The 11,158-nt window shown below is 65.9% G+C and carries 11 protein-coding genes; 9 read left to right on the forward strand and 2 right to left on the reverse strand.

Going from position 1 to position 11,158, the window contains the following annotated elements:
- Positions 1-41: 41 nt before the first annotated feature.
- From ACGLHT_RS13460 to ACGLHT_RS13495, 8 genes are all read left to right on the forward strand, one after another.
- Positions 42-1,394: a 3-oxoacyl-ACP reductase gene (locus tag ACGLHT_RS13460; protein ID WP_274078645.1), complete on the forward strand. Its 1,353-nt coding sequence runs from the start codon at positions 42-44 to the stop codon at positions 1,392-1,394.
- Positions 1,395-1,396: 2 nt separating this feature from the next.
- Positions 1,397-2,248 (forward strand): MaoC/PaaZ C-terminal domain-containing protein, encoded by an 852-nt coding sequence (locus ACGLHT_RS13465; RefSeq protein WP_274078646.1) that lies wholly within the window; start codon positions 1,397-1,399, stop codon positions 2,246-2,248.
- 191 nt (positions 2,249-2,439) lie between these two features.
- On the forward strand, positions 2,440-2,745 hold the full coding sequence (locus ACGLHT_RS13470) for a MazG-like family protein (RefSeq protein WP_013970728.1): 306 nt from the start codon (positions 2,440-2,442) through the stop codon (positions 2,743-2,745).
- Positions 2,742-3,491: a methyltransferase domain-containing protein gene (locus ACGLHT_RS13475; protein ID WP_015268825.1), complete on the forward strand. Its 750-nt coding sequence runs from the start codon at positions 2,742-2,744 to the stop codon at positions 3,489-3,491. Before ACGLHT_RS13470 ends, ACGLHT_RS13475 begins: the two co-directional genes overlap by 4 nt.
- Before the next feature lie 21 nt (positions 3,492-3,512).
- A complete protein-coding gene (locus ACGLHT_RS13480) occupies positions 3,513-4,148 on the forward strand; it encodes a DUF4136 domain-containing protein (RefSeq protein WP_025337577.1) in 636 nt (211 codons plus the stop codon).
- A 19-nt stretch (positions 4,149-4,167) separates the two neighbouring features.
- Positions 4,168-4,737 (forward strand): DUF4136 domain-containing protein, encoded by a 570-nt coding sequence (locus ACGLHT_RS13485; protein ID WP_075044499.1) that lies wholly within the window; start codon positions 4,168-4,170, stop codon positions 4,735-4,737.
- A gap of 295 nt (positions 4,738-5,032) precedes the next feature.
- Positions 5,033-5,503: a prepilin peptidase gene (locus ACGLHT_RS13490; protein WP_274078647.1), complete on the forward strand. Its 471-nt coding sequence runs from the start codon at positions 5,033-5,035 to the stop codon at positions 5,501-5,503.
- Positions 5,504-5,622: 119 nt separating this feature from the next.
- Positions 5,623-6,399 (forward strand): response regulator transcription factor, encoded by a 777-nt coding sequence (locus ACGLHT_RS13495; RefSeq protein ID WP_274078648.1) that lies wholly within the window; start codon positions 5,623-5,625, stop codon positions 6,397-6,399.
- Between the two features lie 135 nt (positions 6,400-6,534).
- On the opposite strand, the gene ACGLHT_RS13500 is transcribed toward ACGLHT_RS13495, so the two are convergent.
- On the reverse strand, positions 6,535-8,199 hold the full coding sequence (locus ACGLHT_RS13500) for a ShlB/FhaC/HecB family hemolysin secretion/activation protein (protein WP_274078649.1): 1,665 nt from the start codon (positions 8,197-8,199) through the stop codon (positions 6,535-6,537).
- 213 nt (positions 8,200-8,412) lie between these two features.
- Positions 8,413-10,767: a peptidoglycan glycosyltransferase PbpC gene (gene pbpC, locus ACGLHT_RS13505; RefSeq protein ID WP_085693325.1), complete on the reverse strand. Its 2,355-nt coding sequence runs from the start codon at positions 10,765-10,767 to the stop codon at positions 8,413-8,415.
- Positions 10,768-10,844: 77 nt separating this feature from the next.
- On the opposite strand from pbpC, the gene ACGLHT_RS13510 reads away from it, so the two are divergent.
- Positions 10,845-11,138, forward strand: coding sequence for a hypothetical protein (locus ACGLHT_RS13510; RefSeq protein WP_025337571.1), 294 nt, complete (start codon positions 10,845-10,847; stop codon positions 11,136-11,138).
- Positions 11,139-11,158: the final 20 nt, after the last annotated feature.

An 11,158-nucleotide genomic window follows, 5' to 3' on the forward strand; every position in this document is an offset into this window, starting at 1 on the left:
TTGGTCCACACTTTCAAGCTTGCCTTCCGGGAGACCCACTCATGAGCGATCGCTACCTCGGCTTTGCCAACTCCAACCTCGGCCGCCGTCTTGTGGATGCCCTTGGCCTGCCACGCCCGGCGCCGCTGGAGCGCTGGCAGGCCGGCCGCCTGCGCCCGGTCGAAGGTGCCCTGGTACTGGGTGGCGGGCCATTGGCGAGCCAGGTCGAAGCCATTGCCCCGCGCCTGACCGACACGCTTTACAGCTTCAATACCGACAACCTCCAGGCCGAAGCGTGGGTGGCTGGACTGGGGCCGAAGATCAAGGCCGTGGTATTCGATGCCAGTCATCTGTCCGACAGCGACGCGTTGAAGCAGTTGCGCGAATTTTTCCAGCCACTGCTGCGCAGCCTGGCGCCGTGCGCCCATGTGGTGGTGCTGGGCCGCGCGCCAGAAAGCCTCGACGACCCGTTGGCCAGCATTGCCCAACGGGCCCTGGAAGGCTTCAGCCGCTCGCTGGCCAAGGAGCTGCGCAACGGTGCGACCGCGCAGTTGCTGTATGTCGACCCCGGCGCGGAAGACCAGCTGGAAGGTGCCCTGCGCTTCTTCCTCTCGCCCAAAAGCGCCTTCATCTCCGGCCAGGTGCTGCGCCTGCATGCCTGCGCCAGCCAGGTCGAGGACTGGACCCGGCCGCTGGCTGGGCGCCGCGCCCTGGTAACCGGTGCCGCGCGCGGCATCGGTGCCGCCATTGCCGAAACCCTGGCCCGGGACGGTGCCGACGTACTGCTGCTGGATGTGCCGCAAGCCAGCCAGGACCTCGACGCCCTGGCCGCGCGCCTGGGCGGCAAGGCGCTGCCCCTGGACATCTGCGCCGGCGACGCGGCAACGCAACTGCTTGCGGCCCTGCCCGACGGCATCGACATCGTGGTGCACAACGCCGGTATCACCCGCGACAAGACCCTGGCCAACATGACCCCGGAATACTGGGACGCGGTGCTGGCGGTCAACCTCAAGGCACCGCAGGTGCTGACACAGGCGCTGTACGACAACGGCGCCCTGGGTGAAAACGCGCGTATCACTCTGCTGGCCTCGGTCAGCGGCATTGCCGGCAACCGCGGGCAGGCCAACTATGCCGCGAGCAAGGCCGGGCTGATCGGCCTGGCCCAGGCGTGGGCGCCCCGGCTCGCCGAGCGCGGCGGCAGCATCAATGCCGTGGCACCCGGTTTCATCGAAACCCACATGACCGCCGCCATGCCCATGGGCCTGCGCGAGGCCGGGCGACGCTTGAGTTCGCTTGGCCAGGGCGGCCGCCCGCAGGATGTCGCCGAAGCCATCGCCTGGCTCAGCCAGCCGGGCTCCGGTGCAGTCAACGGCCAGGTGCTGCGGGTATGCGGCCAGGCCTTGATGGGGGCCTGAACATGAGCCGACACTGGCACGACCTGCACAGCCCGGCTTCGCGCGCCAGCCTGTACCTGCGCGCGGCCAGCAAGCGCAGCATCAGCGGCAACCAGTTGCCGGACGACGGCCTGCGCTGCTTCATCCGCGTCCAGCCGGGCAACCTGGCCGCCTATCGACGGTTGTGCCACTTCACCGACGATGGCCGTCTGCCGGGTACTTATCCACATGTCATAGCGTTCACGCTGCAGTTGCAGTTGATGACCGCGCCAAACTTCCCCTTCCCGCTGCTCGGCCTGGTGCACCTGCACAACCGCATCGAGGTGCTGCGCCCACTGGGCGGTATCGAAGGGCTGCGCTTTGCGGTGCATGCAGGCAATCTGCAAGCGCATGCCAAGGGCGGCACCTTCGACCTGGTCACCGAAGCCGAAGACGGCATCGGCCTGCTCTGGCGCGAGACCAGCCGCATGCTGGTGCGCGGGCTGAAGCTGGAAAGCGAGGCAAGTGAGCCTGCCGAGGACGAACCGCAAGCGTTGCCAGAGGCGACCCGCTGGTACGCCGACGGCGATATCGGCCGGCGTTATGCCAAGGTCTGCGGGGACTACAACCCGATCCACCTCGGCGCAGCCAGTGCGCGGCTGTTCGGCTTCCCCACGGCCATTGCCCATGGCATGTGGAGCAAGGCCATGGCCCTGGCGGCACTGCGCGGGCACCTGCCGCACAGTGGCTATGCCTTCGAGGTGGATTTCCGCAAACCGGTGCGGTTGCCGTCGGAGGTGGTGCTCGGTGCCAGTGAGGCGGGGGCTGCGGGAGAGCTGCGGCTGGATGGGCATGGAGGGGTTCTGCACATGGTCGGGCGCTGGGCAACTCTGTAGGAGCGGCCTTGTGTCGCGATGGGCCGCAAAGCGGCCCCGGCGATGCCAGCGGCGAAGCTGATAATTTTGGGGCCGCTTCGCGCCCCATCGCGACACAAGGCCGCTCCTACAGGGACCATGCCTGTCTTGGCGGTATACGCTTGCTTTGCATCGGGCCTGCGCAGAAGCTATGCAGCATTAGGAGACCCCCGATGAACCTGCAAGAACTCACCCAACGCCTGCACCAGATCCGCGACAACAACGACTGGCGTGGCTTCCACAGCCCGAAGAACCTGGCCATGGCCGCCAGCGTCGAAATGGCCGAACTGGTGGAAATCTTCCAGTGGCTGAGCGAAGACCAATCGCGCCAGCTGCCCGCCGACAAGCTGGCCCATGCCGGCCAGGAAATCGGCGATGTGGTGCTGTACCTGTTGCTGCTGTGCAGCGAACTAGGCCTGGACATGGACCAGGTGGTGCGAGCCAAGCTGGCCGACAGCGAGAGGCGCTTCGCCCGATGAACGACCGTCACTTCGATGAGCTGGCCACCCGCTTTGCCGAGAAGATCTACGGCGGCGCCAAGGGCGCCATCCGCCTGGCCGTGCTGCAGGCCGACCTGGCCGAAGCCCTGCCCGACCGCCCGCTGCGCATCCTCGACATCGGTGCCGGGTTGGGTCACATGGCCTTGTGGCTGGCCCAGCGCGGCCACCAGCTGACCCTGGCCGAACCCGCCGCGCCCATGCTCGACGGCGCACGGGCGCGCTTTGCCGAAGCCGGCCAACCGGCCACCTTCATCCAGGCCCCCTGGCAAGACCTGCTCGGCCAGCTGACCGAACCCTACGACCTGGTGCTATGCCACGCCGTACTCGAATGGCTGGCCGAGCCCGAAAGCATCCTGCCGGTGCTGCACCAGCTCACGGCCCCTTCCGGGTGGCTGTCGCTGGCCTTCTACAACCGCGACGCCCTGGTCTATCGCAACCTGCTCAAGGGCCATTTCCGCAAGTTGCGCAGCAACCGGCTGGAAGGTGAAAAGCAGAGCCTGACCCCGCAAAAACCGCTTGATCCACGCGAACTCAGGGCGCAACTTGATCCTATGTGGCAGGTTGAAAGCGAAAGTGGCGTGCGGGTGTTCCACGACTACATGCCCAAGGAATTCCAAGGCAAGGCCGAGCTGCTCGACCTGCTGGAAATGGAACTGGCCTACCGTCGACACCCCAGCTTCGCCGGGCTCGGCCGCTACCTGCACTGGGTCTGCCGCCCCCGCTGACCTGCCCGCCGGGAGGAATACATGCCGTACCGTCTGTTGTGCCTGGCCGTGCTGCCGCTTGCCCTGGCTGGCTGCCAGGGCAGCAACCCCTATGTGGCCAGCAGCCGCCCGTTACCACCGGCGCCTGCCCAGGCGGCCAGCACCTTCGATGCCAGTGCCTACCCGACACCGGCCCGAGATTACGGGCACTACCGTAGCTGGAGTTGGCGCGACGGCCAGTTGCCCAGTGGCTCGGTCGATACCGACCCGGGGCAACTGGCCGATGCCGTCAGCGGCGCGCTGGACCAGCATGGCCTGCGTCCCGCCCGGGGCGGCCCCGGCGACTTGCTGGTCAGCGCCGACATACGCCTGGAAAAGCGCTTGCGCCAGGTACGTGACTACGATGCCTATGACCCTTACTACGGCCCGTACCCCTACGGTGGTGTCGGTTATGGCGGCTACCGCCATGGCTATGGTGGCTATGCCAGCGTGCCCATCGTGCGCACCTATGAGGTGCAAGTGATGGTGGTGCGTATCGACCTGTACGACGCCCGCAGCGGCCAGCCGGTATGGAGTGCCAGCGCCGAAAGCGGCAGCGACAAGGACTCGCCGCGTGAACGCGAAAGCGCCCTGCGCGATTCTGTGCACAAGGCGCTCAACGGCTATCCTCCCAGTTGATATCCAACGGAGAACCATCATGTTGCGCCGTCTCGTTCTACTGTCATTCGCGTTGTTGCTCGCCGCCTGCTCCAGCAATAACGTCCAGCAGGATTTCGATGCCAGCCGTGACTTTGCCGCCTACCGCAGCTGGGCATGGCAGGAACCAGGCCTGCAGTACCGCCCGGACGACCCACGAATCAAGAGCGACCTGACCGAGCAGCGCATTCGCCAGGCAGTGGCAAACCAACTCGACCAGCGCGGCCTGCGCCCGGTGCAAAGTGGCGCGCGGCCAGACCTGACAGTGCGCGCGTACCTGATCGTCGAGCAGCGCCAGCAACAGATCACCACCAACTACGGCGGTGGCTGGGGGGGCTACTGGGGCGGCTACTGGGGTGGGCCGATGTACAACGAAACCCGCAGCGTCGACTACAAGGTCGCCACCATCCAGATCGACCTCTTCGATGGGCGTGACAGCAAGCTGGTGTGGCGCGGCAGTGCCGAGCAGATCATGAACAACTACCCGCCAAGCCCCGAGGAACGCAACAGCGCGATCCAGAACACCGTGACCAAGGTGTTGGCCAACTACCCGCCGGGAAGCAAGAAGTAACGTTCAAACACAAACTCCATGGGCGCCGCGGACCTGTGGGAGCGGGCATGCCCGCGAAGCAGGCACCGCGGTGGATGGCACGGGCTTCGCCCGTGTTCGCGGGCTCGCCCGCTCCCACAGGGGGCGCGCAAGATTTTCAACGGCAAGTACCTGTGCCAGCTACGACAAAATCCATCCCGACCACGCCTTTTTGCCTTTCCCGCCCCACTCGTCCGCAGGTTCCCGTCTATCTTCACTTAAGGAAACCTGACTGACCGGGTAGATGTGTTCAACATTTGGGAAGGGCGACCTGCCAATGCAAAGCATTGTTCTCCTGCTGTGGCTTGCCTTGTGCTCCGAACAGGACGTGCGTCAACGCCAGATATCCAACATGCTCACCCTTGGCGTGGCTACCTGCGCCCTAGCCTGGCTGTTCGCCACCGGCCACAGCTGGATCGGTGCCGATGCCAGCGATGCAGGCTGGGCGCTGGCCATCGTCATGCTGCTGACGCTGCCCGGTTACATGCTCGGCCGTTTAGGCGCCGATGACGTCAAGCTGATGGGCGCCCTGGCCCTGGCCACCAGCCCGCAATACGTGCTTGGCACCTTCATCGGCGCCGGTGTCAGCGTGCTGCTGTGGCTGCTCACCCGCCGGCGCCTGTGGACCTTGCTCAACCCAAAGGTGAAAAAGCGTTTGCAGGCCCTGACCGAAGAAATGGGTGACAAGCAGGCGTTCGTCCCCTATGTGCTGGCCGGCTTTCTGTTGACAGCGGTATGGGTCCAATGAGCTAGCCTGTGGTCCGACACCTTGTACAAAACTTGTACATATTCGCTTGGTGCGACTACTTTTAAACTGCCAGAGCGTCTGGCCCGGGAGCAGGGCCGTATACGAACAGGGAGTGGATCGTGTCCAGACAAGTGAGTGAGTTGAAGGTTTTGGTGGTGGATGACCAACCGGTCATTGTCGAACAACTCTGTGAATTCCTCGAAACCAAGGGCTATGTTTGCGTACCGGCCCATTCTGCTGACGAAGCCATCGAGCGCTATATGGCAGACCCAGCCATCGGTCTGCTTATCTGCGACCTGCACATGCCGGGACGGGATGGCGTTGAACTGATGCGCACCCTGAAGGAGGTCGACGGCAGCCAGCGCATGTTCGAAGCCATCATGTTGACCGGGCGTGCCGAGAAACAGGACGTGATCCGCGCGCTGCGCGAAGGCTTTGCCGATTACTACCAGAAGCCGGTGGAGCTCGATGAACTGCTTGAAGGCGTACGTCGGCAGGAAGAGGCATTGCTGGAACGCCAGCGCAACTTCCACGACCTCGGCGGATTGAATCAGCGCCTGCAGGATCTGGCCGAATCGATTGACGAGCTCTACCAGGATTTGGAAAAGGCCCGGGGCCAAGGTACTCATCGACGTGCCACGGATGTGGAAGAAAGCGAAAGCGAGCTGCCAGCGGCGTTCGGGAAGCTGTCGCCACGCCAGCTGGAGGTGGCCCGCCTGGTGGGCAAGGGCAAGACCAACTACCAGATCGCCTGTGAGCTGGGCATTACCGAGAACACCGTGAAGCTGTATGTGTCGCAGGTGCTGCGCCTGACCCACATGCACAACCGCACCCAGCTGGCCCTGGCGCTGACACCCAGTTCGTCGCCGGTGCATCAGCGGTTTACTACCCATTGAGTTACCGATAGGCGCACCGCTTTTTTGTAGGAGCAGCCTTGCGCTGCGAAAGGGCCCTCATGGCTTACAAAAGATTGCGCCTGAAATGGCCTCTTCGCAGCACAAGGCTGCTCCTACAGATCCTCGGTTCACCTGTTACAACTGGATAGCCAGTTTTAACGTCACGCGTGGCCCACGATTTAGGCTGTCCAATGCCACATCCGCCAAAGGCTTGGCCAGCTCCAGCGCCACATTGAACAAGCGCCCATCGCCCAACCGCACACCAAGCGCCGCCGAAGCCAGGTGGGCATCTTCCACAGGCCCCCGGTTATGCCAGGCCTGCGCCGTATCCAACACCAAATAGGGCTGCACCAACGCCAGCCAGTTGGCGTGCATGCTGTAATTCACCTCGTAAGCCACACCCCAGCCCTTGTCCCCGTCCGCCTGGTCGCGCGGGTAGCCACGGCCGAAACTCTGCCCGCCAAACCCCGCACGCTCGCTGTCGGGCAAGCGGTCATCACTCCAGTACAGCGCCCCGGACACCACCCCCTGCCAGTTACCGAGCAGCCTGTCGCTCTGCAAACCGGAAAGCCGCAACCGCAGAAAATCCAGATCGTGGTCGGCATCGCTGCGCGCCCCCAGGTAATCCAGGCCCTGATAGACCCCGGCGCTGACGATACGCAAACGGCCCTCTTCCACCTTGCGCCAGTCGCCCTCGAATGACAGCGCACGCACGTAGGTGTCGTAGTCCCGTGCCGATGGCAACCCATCCACCCGGTCCTCGAAGTGCTCACTGACCGAATACACCTGCCCCTGCACCACCATCCATTCATCCGGCCTGACGATCACCGGCTGGCGCAGGCCGATCGCATAGCGATCGCTGTCGCGCTTGCGGGTGATGTCACGGCCATCGTCCAGACGAATCCGCGTGCCGGGCTCGCTGCGGTAGCGCGAAGCCGACAGCAGCAGCTGGCTGCCGCCCGCGTCCAGGTACTGGCTGTAGGCCAGGCGCTGGTAATGCACTTGGTCATCCCCCGGCGGCAGCAACAGGCTGGCCTCGATCTGTTCGGCAAAGCGGGTCTGGGCGTGGCTGGTTGCCGTCAGCAGCGCCTGCGCATCGTCGCGGTTGCCATCAGCAACGGTAACAGCAGCACTGAACGGCTTGCGCTGCGCATGCACGGTCAACCGCGCAGCACCATCAGCGGTTTGCGCCACGGCCAGCTGCGGCTCTATCGTCACCCCCGGCAGGCGCTCGGCCAGGCCCAGGTAGCGCTCCAGCGTTTCCCGGGTCAGCGGGCGCTCGGTGGCAAGCCGCTCCAGCAGTTGGTGCAGATAGGCGCCGGCCGGGCCGATATCGCCGTCCACGCGGTAATCACGGATATAGCCTTCGACCAACACCACATTGACCCGGCCATCGGCCACCTCCTGCGGCGGCAGGTAGGCGTACGACAACAGGTAGCCTTCCTGCCGATAGCGCTGGGTCAGGCGCGCGGTGTACTGCTGCAGCTCGCCCAACGTGGTCTGGTGCCCGATCAGCGGTTGGTAGTGTTCGCGCAGGTCGCTCAAGGGGAACACCGTGCCGCCTTCGAAGCGCACTTTATGCAGCACCAGCGGGGTATCCGCAGGCGCCCACGCGGGGCTGTCACCCTCCACCCCGGCCAGCTGCAGGTGAGCGCTGACCGGGCGGTAGGCGTCTATTGGCAGGTTGGCGCCGGGCAGGCGACGTTCGTACTCATGGCTGTCGAGAAAACCCGGCAAAGGCTCGGCATGGGCCGCAAACGCCCAAGGCAGCAACAACAGGGGCACGGCCAGAGGACGCATAGGGCGCTCCATGTTCCCTGGGGCTGCGTTGCAGCCCTTCGCGGGCGCGCCCGCTCCCACCGAGATCGCGCATTTCCTGAACTGTGGGAGCGGGCGTGCCCGCGAAGGGCCGCAAAGCGGCCCCAAATTGCTTGACTGACAGGCATCAGGGGCGCCAGCCGGTCACACCCGTTACTTGCAAGCGTAGGTGCTGCCTCGGCCCTCGTCGAACAGCTACTCGCTGACCTGGAACGCCACGCGCGCCGTCTCGCCGCTTTCGTCCAGCGCGCTGATTTCCGCCTGGCCTACCTGTTGGAAGCGCACCAGCAGGCTGTCCTGCCCCTGGGTTTCGCCCAATGGCTGGCCGTTGAGGAACCACCAGCGCCGCCCGCCGCCGCCCAGCGCCGACACATACAGTTGCAACGGTTCGCTGCTGGTGGCCGGGCGGCGCAGGTTGTCGCCCGGGCGCACGCCCACGATCGAAAGCGGTGGCGCGCTGGCTGGCACCTGCGGCGGGCAGGCTGGGTCGATGGCCGGCAGGCGCGCCGCACGCCGTTCCACGCGGGGCAGCCAAGGCTCCAGCGGGGCGGGCCATAGGGCGATGTCGCGGGCCTTGGCGCCCGGGCAACTGCCATCGACGCGCAGCCCCTGGTCGTTGACCCATACGCTTTCGCGCAGGCCCAGGCCGAGTGGCTGGTCGGCGGCCTGCAGGGTTGGCGGCGTAGTGCCGTCCAGGGTCCAGGCGAAACGCTGACGCCGGCAGTTGCGATCCTGTTTGTTCATCGGCTGGCCCAGCGGCCAACAGATCGCCGCCACGCCGACATTGGCAGGCACCCGCTCCACCGGCACGCCGATGCCACGCTGGCTGTCACGGTTGCTCAGCAGGTCGTGCACCTGCAGCATCAGCGGCGCCGCCGAAGCCAGCCCGAATTGGCCGGGTACCGGTGTGCCGTCGGGGCGGCCGATCCATACGCCGATCAGGTAGCGCGGGCCCACGCCGATCGACCAGGCATCGCGAAAGCCGTAGCTGGTGCCGGTTTTCCAGGCCAGTTGCGGGCGTTGCACCAGCTCGGCATGCGGGTCGCGGTCGGGGCGCGCCTGGCCGCTGAGGATACGCCGGATGATCCACGCAGCCCCTGGTGACAGCAGGCGCCGTTCCAGCAACGGATCCTGCGGTTGCAGGCGCACCCGCGCACTGTTGCCACCCCGCGCCAGCGCAGCGTAGCCACCCACCAGGTCCTCCAGGCGGCTGCCCGCGCCACCCAGGATTAACGACAGGTTGGGCTCGGCCAGGGGCGGCAGTATCAGCGGCATGCCCGCCATGCGCAGTTGCGCGGCAAAGCGTTTCGGGCCGTAGGCCTCCAGCAGCTGCACCGCCGGCAGGTTGAGCGACAGCGCCAGCGCCGAACTGGCCGACACCGGCCCGCTGAAACCCATGGAGAAGTTGCCGGGGCGATAGTCGCCATAGCGTCGCGGCACATCCTGCAGCAACGACTCGGAATGAATCAGGCCATCATCCAGCGCCATGCCGTAGAGGAACGGCTTGAGGGTGGAGCCCGGCGAGCGCAACGAACGCACCATGTCGACATGCCCGAAGCGGCGCTCGTCGGCCAGGTCGATCGAGCCCAGGTAGGCACGCACCGCCATGGTCTGCGCATCGACCACCAGGATGGCGGCGGAGGTGCGCTCCGGCAGCCGAGCGCGCCAGCCCAGCAGCAGGTCTTCGAGGCGCCGCTGCAGCGCGGCGTCGAGCGTGGTGCGGATCAGCGGCGGGCTGTCGGCGCTGTTCAGGCGCCGGGCCAGCAGCGGCGCCAGGGCCGGTTCCTGACGTGGCGCCAGTACCAGCGGTTCTTCGCCTGCCTCACGGATTTGCTGGGCCGGCCACACCTGGTATTCGGCCAGGCGTTGCAGCACCTTGTCCCGGGCGCGCTGGGCACGCTCGGGGTGGCGGTCCGGGCGCAGGCGGCTGGGCGCCTGGGGCAGCACGGCCAGCAGCGCCGCTTCGGCCGGGGTCAGGTGCATGGGCGACTTGCCCAGGTATGCCCAACTGGCGGCCGCCACGCCCTGCAGGGTGCCGCCGAAAGGCGCGCGATCCAGGTAGATCTGCAGGATTTCGCGCTTGGACAAATGCCATTCCAGCTGCGCCGTGCGCCACAGCTGGCGCAGTTTGCCGGCCAGGGTGCGTTCATGCGGGTCGAGCAGGCGCGCGACCTGCATCGACAGCGTGCTGCCGCCCGACACCACACGCCCGCCACGCAGGTTCAGCCAGGCAGCGCGGGCCAGGGCCAGCGGGTTGACCCCGGGGTGGCTGTAGAACCAGCGGTCCTCGTAGGTCAGCAGCGCCTGCAGATACAGCGGCGAAACCTCGTCGGGGCTGACCGGGTAGCGCCACACGCCATCGGCATCGGCAAAGCGCCACAACGGTGTGCCGTCCTCGGCCAGCACCACGCGGGCCAGGTCGTCGCCGGGCATGGGCAGCGGCCAGAGGCGGTCGGCCAGCCACAACAGGCCGAACAGCACCAGCATGCCGATCACCGTGGCGCGCAACAGCCTGCCCGCACGGGTACGCGGCCGCGTTAAGCTTGGCATCGGGAACCGACCTGGCCAGGTGATGGCCAAAGGCTTGGGAACGGCAACATCGCCGATTCGTTCATCAGGAAGCAACTATGCATGTAGAAGGTTTTTTCGAGTGGCTGGGCCAGGCGCTGGGGTCGTTGATCCGCTTCATCGTCGACGCATTGAGCGGGCTGTTCAACCTGCTGGCCAGTGCCGGTGGCAATTTCATCGATGGCCTGGCGCGCACCTTGGGCATGGAGACCTCGCTGCTCAGCATCCTCGCCCTGATCATCGGGCTGGTGCTGCTGTACTCGGCAATCCGCGCGTTCATGCGCGCCTCGATCATCCTCGGGATCATCTGGCTGCTGCTGGGGTTGTGGGTGATGAGCTGGGTGATTCACTGACATTGAACTGCCCGGCTCGG

The sequence above is a fragment of the Pseudomonas sp. PsB genome (assembly GCF_043658375.1).
Taxonomy (GTDB): domain Bacteria; phylum Pseudomonadota; class Gammaproteobacteria; order Pseudomonadales; family Pseudomonadaceae; genus Aquipseudomonas; species Aquipseudomonas putida_Z.

What these genes read in the sequence shown, in the direction of transcription:
- ACGLHT_RS13460 (WP_274078645.1), top strand. Translation starts at nt 42, where the DNA reads ATGAGCGATCGCTACCTCGGCTTTGCCAACTCCAACCTCGGCCGCCGT.
- ACGLHT_RS13465 (WP_274078646.1), top strand. Translation starts at nt 1,397, where the DNA reads ATGAGCCGACACTGGCACGACCTGCACAGCCCGGCTTCGCGCGCCAGC.
- ACGLHT_RS13470 (WP_013970728.1), top strand. Translation starts at nt 2,440, where the DNA reads ATGAACCTGCAAGAACTCACCCAACGCCTGCACCAGATCCGCGACAAC.
- ACGLHT_RS13475 (WP_015268825.1), top strand. Translation starts at nt 2,742, where the DNA reads ATGAACGACCGTCACTTCGATGAGCTGGCCACCCGCTTTGCCGAGAAG.
- ACGLHT_RS13480 (WP_025337577.1), top strand. Translation starts at nt 3,513, where the DNA reads ATGCCGTACCGTCTGTTGTGCCTGGCCGTGCTGCCGCTTGCCCTGGCT.
- ACGLHT_RS13485 (WP_075044499.1), top strand. Translation starts at nt 4,168, where the DNA reads ATGTTGCGCCGTCTCGTTCTACTGTCATTCGCGTTGTTGCTCGCCGCC.
- ACGLHT_RS13490 (WP_274078647.1), top strand. Translation starts at nt 5,033, where the DNA reads ATGCAAAGCATTGTTCTCCTGCTGTGGCTTGCCTTGTGCTCCGAACAG.
- ACGLHT_RS13500 (WP_274078649.1), bottom strand. Translation starts at nt 8,199, where the DNA reads ATGCGTCCTCTGGCCGTGCCCCTGTTGTTGCTGCCTTGGGCGTTTGCG.
- pbpC (WP_085693325.1), bottom strand. Translation starts at nt 10,767, where the DNA reads ATGCCAAGCTTAACGCGGCCGCGTACCCGTGCGGGCAGGCTGTTGCGC.
- ACGLHT_RS13510 (WP_025337571.1), top strand. Translation starts at nt 10,845, where the DNA reads ATGCATGTAGAAGGTTTTTTCGAGTGGCTGGGCCAGGCGCTGGGGTCG.